The organism is Janthinobacterium sp. P210005 (genome assembly GCF_036231865.1).
GTDB lineage: Bacteria > Pseudomonadota > Gammaproteobacteria > Burkholderiales > Burkholderiaceae_D > Janthinobacterium > Janthinobacterium kumbetense.
In genome coordinates this window covers 239,363-256,487 of the sequence record NZ_JAZARC010000003.1, presented here as the reverse complement: position 1 = coordinate 256,487, position 17,125 = coordinate 239,363, and the positions used below count along the sequence as shown (strand labels likewise).

Here is a 17,125-nt window from a genome sequence, read left to right as displayed (position 1 = left end):
CGAATCATGGGCGTGATGGATGGGGTGGGCAGATTTCAGTGCGCCACTCCTGCATGTCGCTGTCAATAGGAATGACTTTCTGAGGTCCGGCCGCCGTCGCCACTACGCAGAATTTTCCTTGGTAACCATACGTTGGATCGGACGGATCTTTGGGGCTGCCATTCAGGAATACGCTATAGAAATGCCCGGGTATCAGTTTTTCTGCGCGTATGCCCGTCGCACCGGTAGGCACGTTTCCATAGCGGATGCATGTGCTGGCACGGATGGATAAGGGCATTTCTGGCGGCAGGGAGAACCCCCATACTTCCTTTACCGGTTGCACGGACATGTCTGAAACCATGAGTGCGCCAAGAAATGGCAGGCCATTGCGTGCCTCTTCTTTTTTTGTAATGGAGAAGCAGGGCATGCCCTGCGCCGACTGGATAACTGCTTCTGCCATGCGGGAATATGCCCATGTGTCAGGGAATATCGAATATAGGCTCATGGTCAATATCGTTACCAGGCAAGTTTTTCGGGCTCTTGCGGTCGTTAAAAAAATCATTGAGTACCTTTTTAAACAGTTCTCCGGAGTTTTTATAGCGTTGCTGGCGCATGGCACGAGTGGAAGTTAAAAATCTCAGCACAAAGTAGTCCGCCAATAAATCACCTTGCGCTTCCATGTCATGGCTGGATAATTTCTGATTGGGGAGCAAGGTATATTTGTAGTCCAGCCCCAAGCGAATGGCTCCCCGCAGTTTTACTTGATATCCGAGTTGGTACTGCCAAACATGAACCATTTCGTGCATAAACCAGTGTTTCAGACTATCTTTTTCTTTGGAAAAGTCCTCCTTGTAGTCCAATACATGAAAATAAATCTCCCCATCCGGCGTCATGGCCACATCCTTCGGCTGCAAGCCAAACCATAGATACGGTTCGCCATGCACCTTGACCTTGCCGTAGTCGATCGCATCCTGGAACAGCATCCACGCCATGTCGATCTCGCCCTTGGTCAGCGGGCGAACCTTGTCCTTCACTTTGACCTGTTTCACGGACGAGCCGACATCCTTGTCGCTCGTCTTGATGCCATCGAGCTGGACGATCTTGACGGCAGGCGCTGCGTGTTTTGGCGCGGCGGCGCAGCATGGCGATTTGTCTGCGTGCGGCAGGAATTCGGCCTGGGTGATTTGTTCCTCCCGCTTGCTGGCGATACGCCCCGTGCGCCCCTTCGCATTCGTCGTCCCCGTCCACGTTTCGCCATTGCTCAAGGTGAGCCGGTAGTCGGCGTGCGCCAGCGGTGCGTTGGCTTGCGAGACGAATTCCAGCTGCTCGTCATAACCGCAGCACCAGCATTCGTCGGGCTGGCCGGCCAGGCGGTGCAGTTCGCAGCCGCTTGTCGCGTTGCGCAGGGCGGCGCCCAGCACGGGCTGGCCGTCGGCGCTGAAGGTGACGATCATGCTGTCGAAGCGCGCGCCCAGGCTGCTCTTTTGGTGCGCCACGAGCTTGAAGAACACGTCGCACGCGGTGGTGCTGATGACATGGTGCCTGGCCATGGGGTATTCCACCTGAAAACCTCAGCGTAGACCTGTGGAGCCTTGCAAGTATTGACTGGGCGCAAAGCCTGCGCGCTTGCGTTAAGATGCCGGGCGTTTCAATGAGAAGAAAGAGTCCCCATGTCCAGCCCATCCAACATCGAATCCTCCCGCACCGCCCGCAGCCTGGCCGCCGCCCTGACCGACGATCCGTTCTACCGCACCGTCACGGTGGCGTGCGGCGACGACGAGGCGGCGCGGCACGCCATGCTGGAAGCCTACTTCGCGCTGGCGCTGGCCGAGGGGTGGCAGGCGGGGCGCGTCGACCTGGCTGACGACGCGGGCAATGGCGCCGCCATCTGGACGACGGATACGCCGGCGGCCCTGCGCCAGGCCGCGTATGCGCAGCGCGAAGCCGCCTTGCGCGCGCTGCTGGGGGAGCGGGGCTTTGCGCATTTCAAGGCCATCGTCGCGAACATGGAGCACGCGCTGGCGCCGCATGGCCTGCAAGACGCGTGGTATCTGTCGATCGCCGGCATCGCTCCGGCCGCGCAAGGGCAGGGGCTGGGCGCGTCCGTGCTGGCGCCGGGCCTGGCGGCCGTCGATGCGGCCGGCGCCGCGTGCTTCCTGGAGACTTACAACGAGCGCAGCCTGCCGTTCTATGGCCGTCTTGGCTTCGTGGCGGCGGGCCGCTACGCGGAAGCCGTCACGGGCTGCGATTACTGGCTGATGGTACGAGCGCCCCGCGCTTCCTGATTGACCATTTTGCCAATTTCTATACACTCGTCTTTTTGCTAACGACTAAAAGACCTGGAGATGGAAATGCCGACCTTGCCACTGCGCCGCACCCTGCTCACGCTCGCCTGCCTGGGGGCCATCGGCCACGCGCATGCCGATACCGTCATCGACAATGCCAACGGCTACACGCTCAATGCTGCCGGCAAGGTGCTGCGTTTCACGGCGCTGGCCTTTGACGACGGGGGCAAGCTGCTCGCCGTCGGCAGTGCCGCGCAGGTGAAACGCAAGGCAGCCAAGGGCGCCATCCATGTCGACGTGCAGGGAAAAACCGTGCTGCCAGGCCTGATCGACGCGCACGGCCACGTCTTCGGCCTGGGGACGATCGCCAGCGGCGTGATGCTGTACGGTTCTGCCTCGCTGCCGGCCGCCGTGCAGGCCGTGGGTGACTTCGCCAAAGCGCATCCCGAGCGCAGCTGGGTCGTCGGCAATGGCTGGAACCAGGAAATCTGGAAGCTGGGACGCTTTCCCACGGCAGCGGAACTCGATGCGGCCGAAAGCGCGCGGCCCGTGTGGCTGCGCCGCGTTGATGGCCACGCGGGCTGGGCCAACAGCCGCGCGCTGGCGCTGGCCGGCATCACGCGCGTCACACAAGACCCGGCGGGCGGCAAGATCGAACGCGATGCAGACGGCAATGCCACCGGCGTGCTGGTCGACAGCGCCATGGACTTGATGGACGCCGTGCTGCCCAAGCTGGGCGACGTGGAAAACCGCGCTGCCCTCGATGGCGCGCTGGCGCAGCTGTCGCAAGTGGGTCTGACCAGCGTGCACGATGCGGGCATTGGCCAGATGCAGGACCGGCTGTTCCGCGACTATGCGGACCATGGCAAGCTGACGGTGCGCGTGTACGGCATGATTTTTGACACGACGGAAGACTTCGACGCGCTGTCGAAAAACGGCCCCTTGAATAGCTATGCGCGCGACATGTACGCCTTGCGCGCCGTCAAACTGGTGTCCGACGGCGCCCTGGGCAGCCGCGGCGCGGCCCTGCTGGCGCCGTACAGCGACGATCCGAGCACACGCGGCCTGCTGTTCTACCCGGACGGCGCCATGCGCGCGAAGATGGAAAAGGCCATGCGCGCCGGCTACCAGGTGAATGTGCACGCCATCGGCGACGCGGGCAATCACCAGATCCTCGACGGCTATGCAGCCTTGATCGCGCAATACCGCGGCGCGGGCCTGCGCCACCGCATGGAACATGCGCAGGTGGTGCAATTGAGCGATATCCCCCGTTTCAAGGCCCTGGGCATCGTGCCGTCGATGCAGCCGACGCACGCCACGTCCGACCAGAACATGGCGGAGCAGCGCGTGGGCCATGAGCGCATCAAGGGCGCGTATGCGTGGCGCACCTTCCTTGCGCAAGGCTCGCGCATCGCCTGCGGTTCCGACTTCCCCATCGAGTCGCCGAACCCGTTCGAGGGCATCCACGCGGCCGTCACGCGGCAAAACAGCGAGGGCTTCCCGGCCGGTGGCTGGTACCCGCAGCAAGCCATGACGGTGACGCAGGCGCTGCGCTGCTTCACCCTCGACGCGGCTTGGGCGGCGCACCAGGAAAAGGCCATCGGCACCCTGGAAGCGGGCAAATGGGCGGACTTCATCGTCGTCGACCAGGACCTGTTCAGCGTGGAACCAAAGGCCATCGGCAAGACGCAGGTGCTGCAGACGTGGGTGGCGGGCAAGCGCGTGTTCGAGAAAAAATAGGCAGTTTACGTTTGCAAAAACCTGTTGACTTGGTTGTATAGACAACCTATGCTGGGTGTACCAGAGCGGGCCAGGTATCAGGCTAGATACGCCCGCTCGCACCCTACGAGGAGACAGCATGAACAGCACAATGGACAACGATCCACGCTTTGATGCCAGCCGTGTCATCCGCGCCCCGCGCGGCACGGCCATGGCTTGCAAGAGTTGGCAGGCCGAGGCGGCCTACCGCATGTTGCAAAACAACCTGGACCCGGAAGTGGCGGAAAATCCGCAGCACCTGGTCGTCTACGGCGGCATCGGCCGCGCCGCCCGCAACTGGGCCTGCTTCGACCAGATCCTCGCCTCCTTGCGCGAACTGGAAGACGACCAGACCCTCCTGATCCAGTCCGGCAAGCCCGTGGGCGTGTTCCAGACCCACGCGGACGCGCCGCGCGTACTGATCGCCAATTCCAACCTGGTGCCGAAATGGGCCAACTGGGAACATTTCAACGAACTCGATCGCCAGGGCCTGTTCATGTACGGCCAGATGACGGCCGGCAGCTGGATCTATATCGGCACGCAGGGCATCGTGCAGGGCACGTATGAAACCTTCGCCGAAGCGGGCCGCCAGCATTTCGGCGGCGACTGGGGCGGGCGCTGGATTCTGACGGCGGGCCTGGGCGGCATGGGCGGCGCGCAGCCGCTGGCCGCCACCATGGCGGGCGCCGTCTCGCTCAATATCGAGTGCCAGCAAAGCAGCATCGACTTCCGCCTGCGCACGCGCTACCTGGACAAGCAGGCGGCCAGCCTGGACGAAGCCCTGGAACTGGTCAAATACCACACGGAGCGCAAGGAAGCCATTTCCATCGGCCTCCTGGGCAACGCGGCCGAAGTGCTGCCGGAGCTGGTGCGCCGCGCCAAGGCGGGCGGCCTGGTGCCGGACCTGGTGACGGACCAGACGTCCGCGCATGACCTGGTCAACGGCTACCTGCCGCGCGGCTGGAGCGTGTCGGACTGGAAGGCGGCGCAACAGGACCCGCAGCGCCATGCGCGCCTGACGGTGGCGGCCGCCGATTCCTGCGCCGCCCACGTGCAAGCCATGCTCGATTTCCACGCCATGGGCGTGCACACCGTCGATTACGGCAACAACATCCGCCAGGTGGCGTTCGACCAGGGCGTGCAAAATGCCTTCGACTTCCCCGGCTTCGTGCCCGCCTACATCCGCCCGCAGTTCTGCGAGGGGCGCGGCCCGTTCCGCTGGGTGGCCTTGTCGGGCGACCCGGAAGACATCTATAAAACGGATGCAAAGATCAAGGAGCTGTTCCCGCACCACGCACAGGTGCACCACTGGCTGGACATGGCGCGCGAGCGCATCGCCTTCCAGGGACTGCCGGCACGGATATGCTGGCTGGGACTGGGCGAGCGCCACATCGCCGGCCTGGCCTTCAACGAGATGGTGCGCACGGGCGAACTGAAGGCGCCCATCGTCATCGGCCGCGACCACCTCGATACGGGATCCGTCGCCAGCCCGAACCGCGAGACGGAAAGCATGAAGGATGGCACGGATGCCGTCTCCGACTGGCCGCTGCTGAACGCCATGCTCAATACGGCCGGCGGCGCCACCTGGGTCTCGCTGCACCATGGCGGCGGTGTGGGAATGGGGTATTCTCAGCATGCGGGCATGGTTATCGTGGCCGATGGCAGCGAAGCGGCGGCGAAACGCCTGGCGCGCGTGCTGGTCAACGACAGCGGCTCGGGCGTGATGCGCCATGCCGATGCCGGCTACGAAACAGCGGCCGCCTGCGCCAAGCGCAACGGCCTGATTCTTCCCATGATTCCTTGAGACCTCGATTCGAATGACTATGACACAGCATGCCAAAAGTTGGACCCTGAAACCGGGCGCGATGACCCTGGCCGACCTGCGCGCCGTCTGGGCCGCGCCGGCAAAATTGACCCTCGCTGCCGAGGCCTATCCCGTCATCGAGGCGTCGGCCGCCGCCGTGCAAGCCATCGTCGCCAAGGGCGACGCGGCGTACGGCATCAACACGGGCTTCGGCCTGCTCGCCAAGACGCGCATCCCCGATGAAAAGCTGGAGCAGTTGCAGCGCAACCTGATCCTGTCGCATTCCGTCGGCACGGGGGAGCTGCTGTCGGACGCCGTCGTGCGCCTGATCATGCTGATGAAGATCGGCAGCCTGGCGCGCGGCTTTTCCGGCGTGCGCCCGCTGATCGTCGACACCCTGATCGCCCTGTACAACGCGGGCATCATGCCGGCCATTCCCGCCAAAGGTTCCGTCGGCGCCTCGGGCGACCTGGCGCCGCTGTCGCACATGACCCTGGCCATGCTGGGCGTGGGCGACGTGCGCGTCAACGGCGAATTGATGGCGGCCCCCGAGGCGCTGGCGCAGGCGGGCATCGCGCCCGTGGTGCTGGCGGCGAAAGAGGGCCTGGCCCTGATCAACGGCACGCAAGTGTCGAACGCGCTGGCGCTGCATGGCCTGTTCATGGCCGAGCGCCTGCTGGAAGCGGCCATGGTCACGGGCGCGCTGTCGCTCGACGCGGCCAAGGGCAGCGATTCGCCGTTCGACGCGCGCGTGCATGCCGTGCGCGGACAGCCGGGGCAGATCCTGGCCGCGCAGATGTACCGCCAGCTGGTGGCGCACAGCGCGATTCGCGCTTCGCACCTGGAAGGCGACGAGCGCGTGCAGGATCCGTACAGCCTGCGCTGCCAGCCGCAAGTCATGGGCGCCTGCCTCGATTTGATCGGCAACGTGGGCCGCACCCTGCTGATCGAAGCCAATGCCGTCACCGACAACCCGCTGATCTTCCAGGATGGCCCCAACGGGCAGGCGGAAATCGTCTCGGGCGGCAATTTCCATGCGGAGCCGGTGGCCTTTGCGGCCGACACCTTGGCGCTGGCGATTTCCGAGATCGGCGCGCTGGCCGAGCGCCGCATCGCGCTGCTGATCGACGCCACCTTGTCCGGCCTGCCGCCTTTCCTCGTGCGCGACCCTGGCGTCAATTCCGGCTTCATGATCGCCCACGTGACGGCTGCCGCGCTGGCGTCGGAAAACAAGTCGCTCGCGCATCCGGCCAGCGTTGACAGCCTGCCGACGTCCGCCAACCAGGAAGACCACGTGAGCATGGCCACGTTCGCCGGGCGCCGCCTGGACGACATGGCGCACAACACGGCCGTCATCGTCGGCATCGAGCTGCTGGCCGCCGCGCAGGGCATCGATTTCCACCGTCCGCTGAAAACCTCGCCGCACCTGGAACATGTGCATCACCAGTTGCGCCAGAAAGTGCCGTTCTTCGACGCCGACCGCTTCTTCGCGCCCGACATCGAAGCGGCCAAGCAGATGGTGCTGCAGGGTGAGTTGAGCAGCACGTGCAAGAATTTGTTCGCTCCGCTGTACGCTTGAGCTGGAGCAAGGAGACAAGCATGGATTTCCGCTTTAATGAAGGCAGCATTCCGCTGCTGGTGTCGATGCCCCACGTGGGCACCGACATACCGGACGATATCGCCGCGCGCATGACGCCGCAGGCCCTGGTCAAGGCCGACACGGACTGGCATCTGCGCGAGCTGTATGGCTTTTTGCAGGAGATGGATGCGTCCGTGCTGTCGGCGCGCTGGTCGCGCTACACCATCGACTTGAACCGCCCGCAGGAAGACACGAATTTGTATCCGGGGCAGGATACGACGGGCTTGCTGCCCAACGATACCTTTCACCGCGAGCCGCTGTACCTGGCCGGCCGCGAACCGGATGCGCAGGACGTGCGGCAGCGGCTGCAGCGCTACTGGGCGCCATATCATGCGCAGCTGCGCGCGGAACTGGACCGGCTGCTGCGCGTGCATGGCGCCGTGGTGCTGTGGGATGCCCATTCGATCGCTTCGCGCGTGCCGCGCTTCTTTGACGGCAAGCTGCCCGACCTGAACTTCGGCACGGCCGATGGCGCCAGCTGCGATGCGGGCCTGACGTCCGCCGTGGTCGATATCGCGCGCGCGCAGGAGGCATTTACCGTGGCCTTGAATGGCCGCTTCAAGGGCGGCCATATCACGCGCCGCTACGGCCAGCCGGAAGGTCGCGTGCATGCGATCCAGCTGGAGATGTGCCAGTGCCTGTACATGGACGAAAAGGAACCGTTTGGCTACCGGCCCGACCTGGCGGCGCAAGTGCAGCCGCTGCTGCGCCAGATGATGGAAGCGGCCGTGGCATGGGTGGCGCGTTGAGTGCGTCCCTGTTTGCGCGCCATGCGCTGCTGCCGCAAGGCTGGCGCCGCGACGTGCTGCTGGAATGGGACAAGAATGGGGATTTGACGGCGGTGGCGGAAAACGCCGCGCCGCCTGCCGGCGCCGAAGTGGCCGAATATGTCTTGCCCGGCATGGTCAACCTGCATTCGCACGCGTTTCAGCGGGCGCTGGGCGGCATGACGGAAGTCGCGGGTGACGGGCCGGACAGTTTCTGGACGTGGCGCGAGCTGATGTACCGCTTCGCGCGCCACATCACGCCGGAACAGATGGAAAGCATCGCCGCGCAGCTGTTTGCGGAATGCCTGCGCCATGGCTACACGGCCGTGTGCGAATTTCACTACCTGCAGCGCGATGCGGCCGGCGCGCTGTATGCGCGTCCCGCGGAAACGGCGGAACGGGTGCTGGCGGCGGCGCGCCTCAGCGGCATCGGCCTGACCATGCTGCCCGTGCTGTACAGCCATGCGGGTTTTGGCGAGCAACCGCTGAAGCCGGAGCAGGCGCGCTTTCGCACCGGTGCGGACGATGTCTTGCGCATCGTCGAGGCGCTGGCGCCGCAGCGCGGCGGGCAGGTGGAGGTGGGCTTTGCGCCCCATTCGCTGCGCGCGGCCGGCGTGGCGCAGATCAAACAGGTGGCGCAGGCGCTGCCCGCGGGCCGCCCCATCCACATCCACATCGCTGAACAGCAGGGCGAGGTGCGCCAGTGCCTGGACTACAGCGGCCGGCGCCCGGTGCAGTATTTGTACGAGCAGGTCGACGTCGATGCGCGCTGGTGCCTCGTGCATGCCACGCATGTGCAGCCAGACGAGGTGGCGCTGATGGCCGCCAGCGGCGCCGTGGCGGGCCTGTGCCCGACGACGGAGGCGAACCTGGGCGACGGCCTGTTCCCGCTGGCCGAATTCATCGCTGCCGGCGGGCGCTTTGGCGTGGGCAGCGACAGTCATGTATCGCAGTCGCCCGTCGAGGAATTGCGCTGGCTCGAATATGGCCAGCGCTTGCAGCGGCAGCAGCGCAATGTCGCCGCCACGCCGCAGGAGCGCCATGTGGGCGACTACCTGTGGCAGGCGGCCCTGCAAGGGGGCGCGCAGGCGGCCGGGCGCAAGCTCGGTGCGCTGGCGCCCGGCTGCCGCGCCGACTTGCTGGTGCTCGACGAGGCGCATGTGAACCTGTGCGGCGTGGCCATCGAAAATGTGCTGGGCAGCGTACTTTTCTGCGGCAACGACAACCTGGTGCGCGACGTGCTGTGCGGCGGCCAATGGCAGGTGCGCGACGGGCGCCACGTGGCGCAGGACGCCATCGCCGCCGCCTACAAGCGCACGCTGGCGCAACTGAGGGCGCTCTGATGGCGACCTTCATCCCGCAGGAATGCCTGCGCGCCGCGCCGTGGAAAAACGGCGGCGGCAGCACGATGGAAATCGCCATTGCTCCACCCGGCGCCAGCCTGATGGAATTCGACTGGCGTATCAGTCTGGCGACGATCACGGCCAGCGGGCCGTTTTCCAGTTTTCCCGGCATCGACCGCAGCCTGATGCTGGTCGATGGCGACAGCGTGCAGCTGACGTTCGATGGCGCGCGCAAGGTGACCTTGAGCGCGGCGCAACCGATGCTGTGGTTTCCCGGCGAAGCGGCCGTGGAGGCGCAAGTCAGGGGGACGACGACGGATTTCAATGTGATGACGCGGCGCGACCGCTGCCGCCACCAGCTGGAAAAAATCACGGCCCCGTGCCGGCTGGTGCGGCGCAGCGCGGCGACCTTGCTGTTTGTCGCCGGCGAAGGCCACGTGCTGGCGCGCGGTGGCGAGCAGCAGTTCGCGCTGGCCCGCCATGACGCGCTGCTGCTGGACGCCGACGATGCGCAGGAATGGCGGCTCGACGCCTTGCAGCGTTCGCCCGTGCTGTGCGTCGACCTGTTTACCTAGGGAGAGAAAGCGATGCAAGACTGGGACCTGGTCATCCACAACGTCCACCTGGCCACCATGGAGCACGGTTATGGTGAGCTGCTGGACGCGGCCATCGCCGTCAAGGATGGCCGCATCGCCTGGTTCGGCGCCGGCGACGAATTGCCGGCCAGCGGCGCGGTGCTGTTCGATGGCCAGGGTTGCTGGCTCACGCCCGGCCTGATCGACTGCCACACGCACATCGTCCACGCGGGCAACCGCAGCGACGAATTCGAGGCGCGCCTGAATGGCGCCAGCTATGAAGACATCAGCCGGGCCGGCGGCGGCATCATGTCCACCGTGCGCGCCACGCGTGCGGCCAGCGACGACGAATTGCTGCGGCAAAGTCTGCCCCGCGTGCTGGCGCTGCTGGCCGAGGGCGTGACGACGCTGGAGATCAAGTCCGGCTACGGCCTCGACGCGGACAGCGAGGCGAAGATGCTGCGCGTGGCGCGCCGCATCGGGCAAACACTGCCCGTATCCGTGCGCACCACCTTCCTTGGCGCGCACGCGCTGCCGCCCGAGTATGCAGGCCAGGCCGATGCGTATATCGGGCTGCTGTGCGGGCAGATGCTGCCCCAGCTGGCCGGCGACGGCCTGGTGGACGCCGTCGACGCCTTTTGCGAGCGCATCGGCTTTACGCCGGCGCAAACGGAATTCGTGTTCGAGGCGGCGAAAGCGCTGGGGCTACCTGTGAAACTCCATGCCGAGCAGCTGTCGGACCTGGGCGGCGCGGCGCTGGTGGCGCGCCACGGCGGCCTGTCGGCCGACCACCTGGAATTTTTGTCGGCAGAGGGCGTCGCCGCCATGGCGCAGCATGGCACGGTGGCCGTGCTGCTGCCGGGCGCGTATTACTTTTTGCGCGAGACGCAGCCGCCGCCCGTGGCGGCCTTGCGCGCGGCCGGCGTGCCGATGGCCGTGTCCACCGATTGCAACCCGGGCACGTCGCCCATGACGTCCCTGCTGCTGGCGATGAACATGGCGTGCACCCTGTGGCGGCTGACGCCGCAGGAAGCGCTGGCCGGTTGCACGATCCATGCGGCGCGCGCACTGGGGCTGCAGCAGGAAACGGGCAGCCTGGCGGTGGGCAAGCGCGCTGATTTCGCCCTGTGGTGCATCGCGCGCCCGGCCGACCTGGCGTATGCGCTGGGCCTGAACCCGTGCGCGGGCGTGGTGCATGGCGGTGTCTGGCGCGCGCCGGTGGTAAGCTTGCCGGATTGATCATCCGTCCTGGAGCGCCGCGTGCGTCTTGCTTATTTGCTGTTGTTACTTGTCTTCGCCGCCGCGCCCATATCCTCCCTTGCCATGGACGGCGGCACCTTGAAGGTGGGTTCGAAGCGCTTTACGGAATCATATATTCTCGGCGAAATCGTCAAACAGAGCGCCGCGCCGCACGTTAAGGCGCTGCATCGCCAGGGCCTGGGCAACACGGCCATCGTGCTGGCCGCGCTGCAGGCGGGCAGCATCGACGTGTATGCCGAATACATGGGCACCATCGCCGGCGAAATCCTCAAGCACGACAAGGCCATTGATCTGGCGCAGATGCGGCGCGAGCTGGCGGCGCTGGGCCTGGGCGTGGCCGTGCCGCTGGGCTTTAACAATACCTATGCGCTGGCCATGCGCGGCGATGAAACGGGCATCGCCAGCCTGGCGCAGCTGGCGCAGCATCCCGCCTTGAAGTTCGGCCTGTCGCATGAATTCATCGGCCGGGTCGACGGCTGGCCGGGCCTGGCCGCGCGCTATGGCTTGCCGCAGCGCCCGCGCGGGCTCGATCACGGCATCGCCTACGAGGCGCTGGCGCAGCGCCAGGTGGATGTGATCGACATCTATTCGACGGACGCGAAGATACGCCAGTACGGCTTGCGCGTGCTGGCCGATACGCAGCAGTATTTTCCCCGCTACGACGCCATGCTCCTGTACCGGCTCGACGTGCCGCAGCGTTTTCCCGCCGCCTGGCTCGCGCTGCAAGGCTTGCAGGGGCGCATCAGCGAGAGCGACATGATCGCCATGAATGCGGCCGTGGAAATCGATGGCAAGACTTTTTCCGGTGTGGCGCACCAGTGGCTGGCCTCCGGCACGTCGGCGAAAAAACCGGCCGCCGCGCGCAGCAAGCTGCTCGATAAACTCGTCGGCGACGATCTGTGGACCCTGACGCGCCAGCACCTGACCCTGGTGCTGCTGTCGGTGGCGCTGGCGTGCCTGATCGGCATTCCGCTGGGCGTGCTGGCGGCACTATCGGCGCCGCTGCGGCAAACGGTGCTGGCCTTCGTCGGCGTGCTGCAGACGGTGCCGTCGCTGGCCTTGCTGGCGATATTGATCCCGCTGCTGGGCATGATAGGCACCGTGCCGGCGCTGGTCGCGCTATTCGTGTACGCCTTGCTGCCCATCGTGCGCAACACGTGCACGGGCATCTTGCAGGTGCCGCAAGGCTTGCGCATGGCGGCGCTGGCGCTGGGCTTGAGCAAGCGCGACCGCTTGCTGCACGTGGACTTGCCGCTGGCCTTGCCGGTGATGCTGGCGGGCATCAAAACGGCGGCCGTGATGAGCGTGGGCACGGCCACCATCGCCGCCTTCATCGGCGCGGGCGGCTACGGCGAACGCATCACCATCGGCCTGGCGCTGAATGACAACGACATGCTGCTGGCCGGCGCCATCCCCGCAGCCGTGCTGGCCCTGCTGACGCAAGGCTTGTTCGAGCTGGTGGAGCGCTGGGCCGTGGCCGGCCGGCAGCACTGACGGCATCACGGTTACAGCGAGTGCAGTTTGGAGCGCACCGAGACGACGGCCTGGTGCAGGATGCGTTCAGCCTGGAAGTCGTTCTCGCGCTGTTCGGCGATGGCTTGCAAGTCGCGCGTGTAGCGCTCCAGGCGGGAGCGCAGGTAGGCGCGGTAGATTTTCATGACGAGCGGTTTGGCAGAGACATTCATGATGTGGCTCCCAGGTGCGTAACGATGCGTTCATTTTGTGTGAGCGGAATGCCGCCACTTTGCGCCATATCAAATGCCATGACCCCGTCAAATTGGCGCGTTTGAGATTGCGCAATGCCCCCCTGACCGAAGATGCCACACTGAATCTTCCCTGCTCGCCCGGTCATCATCAGGCGCCGCGGGTCCTGATTCCCTCAAGCATACTCAAGGAGCGTCGCATGGTCATTTTCGCCGTGGTTGCTGGCTGCATCGCCTGCCTGACAGTGTACCAAATCTATACAAATACGCAGGGCGGCAGTGGGGTTGCGCAACAACATATCGGTTTGCACGGCACATTGATTGAACCACGGAAATAATCAGTGTCATCCGAGCGACACTCGGTGACACTTGGTTAGCGGATTTAAGTCAAATGTAAGGCCCGGTAAGCAAATGTAAAGGTCTGCGCGGTGGCAAGCGGCAGCGTTTATATTGATAACCGTTGATTGCATTCTCCCCCTCCCACTTGACAATGGGTTCACCCCGCGGTGCCGCTAGCCCGCGGGGATTTTTTTGGGAACTTGCATTTGCAGTTCCCGCGATGCAGTGCCAATCACAGTGGTTGCGGCGTACCCGCCGACAATTGCGTCAAGGCATCGCCAGCGACCCGGCAGATGCGCCAGTCCGGCATCACGTCCGCGCCCATGCCCTTGTAGAAATTGATCGCGTTTTCATTCCAGTCCAGCACCGACCATTCGAAGCGGCCGCAATCGCGTGCGACGGCCAGTTGCGCCAGCGCCACGAGCATCTGCTTGCCATAGCCCTTGCCGCGCACCGATTGCTTCACATACAGGTCTTCCAGATACAAGCCCTTGCGGCACAGGAAGGTGGAAAAGTTGTGGAAGAACAGGGCGAACGTCACCACCTCGCCATCTTCCTCGCCCACCAGCGCTTCGCACGCGGGATGGGCGCCGAACAGGCTGTCGTGCAGCATGGATTCCCTGGCGATCATCATGTGTTCGAGTTTTTCAAACACGGCCAGTTCATGGATCATGCCAAAGATGGCGGCCACGTCGGATGCGGTCGCGGGACGGATGGCGAGGGAGGAAGAGGTGCTCATGTTGCCTTTGCGGATGGAGTGGTGGAAATAGAGGAAACAGCAGCCGTCTTGCGCGCCCCCGACGTCAGGGCCCAGGCCACGCTGGACAGGCACAGCACCATGCCCACCCATTCGATGGCGGCGGGCCGGTAGTGTTCGAACTGCACCGACAGCAGCACGGAAATGACGGGGGTGACGACGCCGATATACACGGTCTTTTGCGTGCCGATGCGGGCGATTAACGTGAAATACGCGCTGAAGGCGATGACCGAGCCGAAGATGGCCAGGTACAGCAATCCCATCCAATAACTGGGGCGCGGGGGCAATTGCCAGGACTGGCCCGTGGCGACGGCCCAGGCGGCCACTATCAAGGTGCCCCACAGCATGGTCCAGGCCATGGTCAGCATCACGTTGCCGGAATGCTCGCGCACTTTCATGACGAGGGCGTTGCCTGCCGTACTGGACACGGTGGCCACCAGGGCCAGCATGAAGCCGAGCAGGAAATGACCATTGCCGCCGCCCAGGATATCTTGCAGTGCCGCACCGATGGACTGGTAAAACAGCAGCACGATGCCGCAGATGGCGACGAAGGCCGCGCAGCAGGTGCTCCAGGTGATGGGCGTGCCGAAAGCGATGCGGTTGAGCAATGGCGTCCAGAACACCATCAGCGCAAACAGCACGCTGACGAGGGCCGAGACGAGATATTGCTCGGAACTATACGTGCACACATAGCTGAGGGCAAACGAGGCCAGGCCCTGCAGCAGCATCCATTTCTGCGCGCGCCAGGGCAGGCGCAAGCGGTCGCCGCGCAAGGCGCACCAGGCAAACAGGGTGGCGGACGCGAGGCCGAAGCGGTAGACCACGGAAACGGCGGGGGCGACATCGCCCAGCTGCAAGGTGATGGCCCAGAAGGTGGAGCCCCAGATCAGGCAGGCAATGATGAACAGGAGAGGAGAGGACATCGCGCAAGTATACGGGCATCGCGCGGGGATGGCGAGTCTTGGCCGAGCTTGCTCAAAGCGTGGTCAGGAGACAACGAGGCATTGAGCCAGCGCAGTGCTTCTGGAAAATGTTGAATTTATGAAAATATTTACATTATTATCAAGTAAACATTTTCTGAATTGCATCTTTGAAGGGGACCGCCATGCCAGCCTCACTGCAGATCAAAATATGGAGCGTGCTTGTGTATGTCGTGGTGGCAACCTTGGTTGCCATCTGGCTGCATGAGGGCATGTCACCCTCGGCCTTGCTAATGGCGGCCGGCGCATTCGGCTAAAGCGCATGCGCCGGCAAGCAGATCAGTGGGTGACGCGGGTCTTGCGGCCATCGGACAGCAGGCGCACGCGTTCGCCCGGACGGAACAGCTCGTCCGCGTCTTGCACGATGGCGCGCATGTCGCCATTGTCCAGGCGTACGGTGATTTCCAGGCCGGGTTTGTTGGAAGCGTTCGCTTCGATGCTTTTGCCCGCCATGCCGCCGGCGACGGCGCCCAGGATGCTGGCCGCGATGGCGCCCTTGCCGCCACCGACTGTCGAGCCGGCCACGCCGCCCATCGCCGCGCCAGCCAGCACGCCCGTGCCCGTTTCACCCTTGTCGATGGTTACCTGGCGCACGGATTCAACCGTGCCCATGCGAACCGATTGTTCATTCTGCGCCTGGCGCGCGTTGTACACATTCGCCGAGTTCGGTTGTACGGCGCAGCCGGCCAGGGTGGCGAGCAATGCCACTGCAATAATTGGTGCTTTCATGTGGGACTCCCTTGGACAAAAGTTAGTTGCCGATTACATTGACCGACAGATGATGACTTATCATAAGGACACTTGCCTCATATAACTAGTTGCGAATAGTAAAAATCTGTTACGGCCCCGCGTGACCGCTTGCTGCTCAATACGCCAACCGCAGGCGCCGGTACAAAAATCCCAGCACGAACAGCGGTCCCACCAGCAAGAAGCGCAAGTCGTCCAGGAACGACGGTTTCTTGCCTTCGATCTGGTGGCCGATGAACTGGCCTATCCAGGCCAGCACGAACAGCGCCAGCGACACGGGCAGGATGGTCAGCGCCGGCATGAGCAGCAGCAGGCCCAGCATGGCGGCCAGCATGGCCAGCATGCCCGCCGCAAACGGACGCGACAGCTTGTAGTAATAGTATAAAGCGAGAATACTGCCGAGCAGCGCCACGCTGGGATGCACGCTCCACAGCAGTCCCAGCAGGCTGAAAACGATCAGCGGCACGCACACGATGTGCACCCATTCATTGACGTGGTTGCGGTGGCTTTCGCCATACTGGGCCAGCAGGGTGTCGATGGTGCGCATGGGCGGTCTCTTGTGTAGGGATGGTTGTCCGGGAATTCTACACCGTCGCGTGGCCGGGTAAAATGGCCCTTCATTTCCCCCTCCGGACCGCTCATTTGAATAGCCCAGCCTTCTTGCCAGACACTGCCGCCGACCCGCGCAAGCGCTGTTTCGATCCCGTCGTCGACGCCGATACGCGCTTGCTGATACTGGGCAGCTTGCCCGGCGAAAAATCGCTGGCGCACAGCCAATATTATGCGCATCCGCAAAACAAGTTCTGGCGGCTGCTGGGAGAGGTGCTGGGCGTGGACTTGACAAGCCAGCCCTATGAAGCGCGCTTGAGCACCTTGCTGGCGCACGGCGTTGGCCTGTGGGATGTGGTGGCGCAGGCGCAGCGCACGGGCAGCCTGGACAGCAATATCCGCGCCCGCGACGATAACGACCTGGTGGCCCTGGCCGCCAGCCTGCCGCAATTGCACACGATCGCCTTCAACGGCGGCACGGCCGCCAAGCTGGGCATCAAGGTGCTGGGCGAGCACGCGCAGCGCTACCGCATTGTCAGCTTGCCGTCGAGCAGCCCCGCTTACACGCTCGCGTATGGCGCCAAGTTGCTGCAATGGAAAACATTGCAGCCGTTGTAATGCGCGGAGTCAGTTGATCAGG

Annotated in this window: 19 protein-coding genes; 12 read left to right on the top strand and 7 right to left on the bottom strand. The window is 64.3% G+C overall.

Annotation, left to right across the window (positions count from 1 at the left end):
- Positions 1-4: 4 nt before the first annotated feature.
- Positions 5-439, bottom strand: coding sequence for a hypothetical protein (locus VPH40_RS14835; RefSeq protein WP_143451445.1), 435 nt, complete (start codon positions 437-439; stop codon positions 5-7).
- A 19-nt stretch (positions 440-458) separates the two neighbouring features.
- Positions 459-1,490 (bottom strand): hypothetical protein, encoded by a 1,032-nt coding sequence (locus VPH40_RS14830; protein ID WP_328573808.1) that lies wholly within the window; start codon positions 1,488-1,490, stop codon positions 459-461.
- A gap of 159 nt (positions 1,491-1,649) precedes the next feature.
- On the opposite strand from VPH40_RS14830, the gene VPH40_RS14825 reads away from it, so the two are divergent.
- The 9 genes from VPH40_RS14825 to VPH40_RS14785 all read left to right on the top strand — a co-directional run bounded on the left by VPH40_RS14825 (position 1,650) and on the right by VPH40_RS14785 (position 12,904).
- Positions 1,650-2,264 carry a GNAT family N-acetyltransferase gene (locus tag VPH40_RS14825; protein WP_328573807.1) on the top strand — a complete coding sequence of 205 codons (615 nt, stop codon included), beginning with the start codon at positions 1,650-1,652 and terminating at the stop codon, positions 2,262-2,264.
- A gap of 66 nt (positions 2,265-2,330) precedes the next feature.
- On the top strand, positions 2,331-4,004 hold the full coding sequence (locus VPH40_RS14820; protein ID WP_328573806.1) for an amidohydrolase: 1,674 nt from the start codon (positions 2,331-2,333) through the stop codon (positions 4,002-4,004).
- Positions 4,005-4,122: 118 nt separating this feature from the next.
- Positions 4,123-5,826, top strand: coding sequence for a urocanate hydratase (gene hutU, locus VPH40_RS14815; protein ID WP_328573805.1), 1,704 nt, complete (start codon positions 4,123-4,125; stop codon positions 5,824-5,826).
- Between the two features lie 19 nt (positions 5,827-5,845).
- Entirely contained in the window at positions 5,846-7,405 is a 1,560-nt protein-coding gene (gene hutH / locus VPH40_RS14810) for a histidine ammonia-lyase (protein ID WP_289900202.1), read from the top strand.
- Between the two features lie 20 nt (positions 7,406-7,425).
- Positions 7,426-8,214: an N-formylglutamate deformylase gene (gene hutG / locus VPH40_RS14805; protein WP_328573804.1), complete on the top strand. Its 789-nt coding sequence runs from the start codon at positions 7,426-7,428 to the stop codon at positions 8,212-8,214.
- Complete coding sequence (locus VPH40_RS14800; protein WP_328573803.1) at positions 8,199-9,575, top strand: formimidoylglutamate deiminase; 1,377 nt, start codon at positions 8,199-8,201, stop codon at positions 9,573-9,575. Before hutG ends, VPH40_RS14800 begins: the two co-directional genes overlap by 16 nt.
- Positions 9,575-10,150, top strand: coding sequence for a HutD/Ves family protein (locus VPH40_RS14795; RefSeq protein ID WP_099666416.1), 576 nt, complete (start codon positions 9,575-9,577; stop codon positions 10,148-10,150). Before VPH40_RS14800 ends, VPH40_RS14795 begins: the two co-directional genes overlap by 1 nt.
- A 12-nt stretch (positions 10,151-10,162) precedes the next feature.
- The gene (gene hutI, locus VPH40_RS14790; RefSeq protein ID WP_328573802.1) at positions 10,163-11,389 is read left to right on the top strand and encodes an imidazolonepropionase; all 1,227 of its coding nucleotides are present in this window, start codon (positions 10,163-10,165) and stop codon (positions 11,387-11,389) included.
- 84 nt (positions 11,390-11,473) lie between these two features.
- Positions 11,474-12,904, top strand: coding sequence for a glycine betaine ABC transporter substrate-binding protein (locus VPH40_RS14785; protein WP_328573980.1), 1,431 nt, complete (start codon positions 11,474-11,476; stop codon positions 12,902-12,904).
- 11 nt (positions 12,905-12,915) lie between these two features.
- Here the strand turns inward: VPH40_RS14785 and VPH40_RS14780 are convergent, their stop codons facing one another.
- Positions 12,916-13,095: a hypothetical protein gene (locus VPH40_RS14780; RefSeq protein WP_034746290.1), complete on the bottom strand. Its 180-nt coding sequence runs from the start codon at positions 13,093-13,095 to the stop codon at positions 12,916-12,918.
- A 14-nt stretch (positions 13,096-13,109) separates the two neighbouring features.
- Here VPH40_RS14780 and VPH40_RS14775 point away from each other — a divergent pair, with 14 nt between their 5' ends.
- Positions 13,110-13,451 carry a hypothetical protein gene (locus tag VPH40_RS14775; RefSeq protein ID WP_328573801.1) on the top strand — a complete coding sequence of 114 codons (342 nt, stop codon included), beginning with the start codon at positions 13,110-13,112 and terminating at the stop codon, positions 13,449-13,451.
- Positions 13,452-13,684: 233 nt separating this feature from the next.
- On the opposite strand, the gene VPH40_RS14770 is transcribed toward VPH40_RS14775, so the two are convergent.
- Together VPH40_RS14770 and VPH40_RS14765 are read right to left on the bottom strand one after the other, a co-directional pair.
- Complete coding sequence (locus VPH40_RS14770) at positions 13,685-14,191, bottom strand: GNAT family N-acetyltransferase (protein WP_289913048.1); 507 nt, start codon at positions 14,189-14,191, stop codon at positions 13,685-13,687.
- Positions 14,188-15,132, bottom strand: a complete 945-nt coding sequence (locus VPH40_RS14765) for a DMT family transporter (RefSeq protein ID WP_328573800.1) — start codon at positions 15,130-15,132, stop codon at positions 14,188-14,190. Before VPH40_RS14765 ends, VPH40_RS14770 begins: the two co-directional genes overlap by 4 nt.
- A 182-nt stretch (positions 15,133-15,314) precedes the next feature.
- On the opposite strand from VPH40_RS14765, the gene VPH40_RS14760 reads away from it, so the two are divergent.
- Entirely contained in the window at positions 15,315-15,446 is a 132-nt protein-coding gene (locus VPH40_RS14760; protein WP_328573799.1) for a hypothetical protein, read from the top strand.
- Positions 15,447-15,468: 22 nt separating this feature from the next.
- On the opposite strand, the gene VPH40_RS14755 is transcribed toward VPH40_RS14760, so the two are convergent.
- Together VPH40_RS14755 and VPH40_RS14750 are read right to left on the bottom strand one after the other, a co-directional pair.
- The gene (locus VPH40_RS14755) at positions 15,469-15,918 is read right to left on the bottom strand and encodes a glycine zipper 2TM domain-containing protein (protein WP_328573798.1); all 450 of its coding nucleotides are present in this window, start codon (positions 15,916-15,918) and stop codon (positions 15,469-15,471) included.
- 136 nt (positions 15,919-16,054) lie between these two features.
- Positions 16,055-16,483, bottom strand: a complete 429-nt coding sequence (locus VPH40_RS14750; RefSeq protein ID WP_046684331.1) for an Mpo1 family 2-hydroxy fatty acid dioxygenase — start codon at positions 16,481-16,483, stop codon at positions 16,055-16,057.
- A 95-nt stretch (positions 16,484-16,578) separates the two neighbouring features.
- Between VPH40_RS14750 and VPH40_RS14745 the strand changes: the two genes are divergently transcribed.
- Positions 16,579-17,103, top strand: a complete 525-nt coding sequence (locus VPH40_RS14745; protein WP_328573797.1) for a DNA-deoxyinosine glycosylase — start codon at positions 16,579-16,581, stop codon at positions 17,101-17,103.
- Positions 17,104-17,125 lie beyond the last annotated feature (22 nt).

Coding starts and splice junctions, on each gene's coding strand:
- VPH40_RS14835 (WP_143451445.1), bottom strand. CDS start 439: ATGGCAGAAGCAGTTATCCAGTCGGCGCAGGGCATGCCCTGCTTCTCC.
- VPH40_RS14825 (WP_328573807.1), top strand. CDS start 1,650: ATGTCCAGCCCATCCAACATCGAATCCTCCCGCACCGCCCGCAGCCTG.
- VPH40_RS14820 (WP_328573806.1), top strand. CDS start 2,331: ATGCCGACCTTGCCACTGCGCCGCACCCTGCTCACGCTCGCCTGCCTG.
- hutU (WP_328573805.1), top strand. CDS start 4,123: ATGAACAGCACAATGGACAACGATCCACGCTTTGATGCCAGCCGTGTC.
- hutH (WP_289900202.1), top strand. CDS start 5,846: ATGACACAGCATGCCAAAAGTTGGACCCTGAAACCGGGCGCGATGACC.
- hutG (WP_328573804.1), top strand. CDS start 7,426: ATGGATTTCCGCTTTAATGAAGGCAGCATTCCGCTGCTGGTGTCGATG.
- VPH40_RS14800 (WP_328573803.1), top strand. CDS start 8,199: ATGGGTGGCGCGTTGAGTGCGTCCCTGTTTGCGCGCCATGCGCTGCTG.
- VPH40_RS14795 (WP_099666416.1), top strand. CDS start 9,575: ATGGCGACCTTCATCCCGCAGGAATGCCTGCGCGCCGCGCCGTGGAAA.
- hutI (WP_328573802.1), top strand. CDS start 10,163: ATGCAAGACTGGGACCTGGTCATCCACAACGTCCACCTGGCCACCATG.
- VPH40_RS14785 (WP_328573980.1), top strand. CDS start 11,474: ATGGACGGCGGCACCTTGAAGGTGGGTTCGAAGCGCTTTACGGAATCA.
- VPH40_RS14780 (WP_034746290.1), bottom strand. CDS start 13,095: ATGAATGTCTCTGCCAAACCGCTCGTCATGAAAATCTACCGCGCCTAC.
- VPH40_RS14770 (WP_289913048.1), bottom strand. CDS start 14,191: ATGAGCACCTCTTCCTCCCTCGCCATCCGTCCCGCGACCGCATCCGAC.
- VPH40_RS14765 (WP_328573800.1), bottom strand. CDS start 15,132: ATGTCCTCTCCTCTCCTGTTCATCATTGCCTGCCTGATCTGGGGCTCC.
- VPH40_RS14760 (WP_328573799.1), top strand. CDS start 15,315: ATGCCAGCCTCACTGCAGATCAAAATATGGAGCGTGCTTGTGTATGTC.
- VPH40_RS14755 (WP_328573798.1), bottom strand. CDS start 15,918: ATGAAAGCACCAATTATTGCAGTGGCATTGCTCGCCACCCTGGCCGGC.
- VPH40_RS14750 (WP_046684331.1), bottom strand. CDS start 16,483: ATGCGCACCATCGACACCCTGCTGGCCCAGTATGGCGAAAGCCACCGC.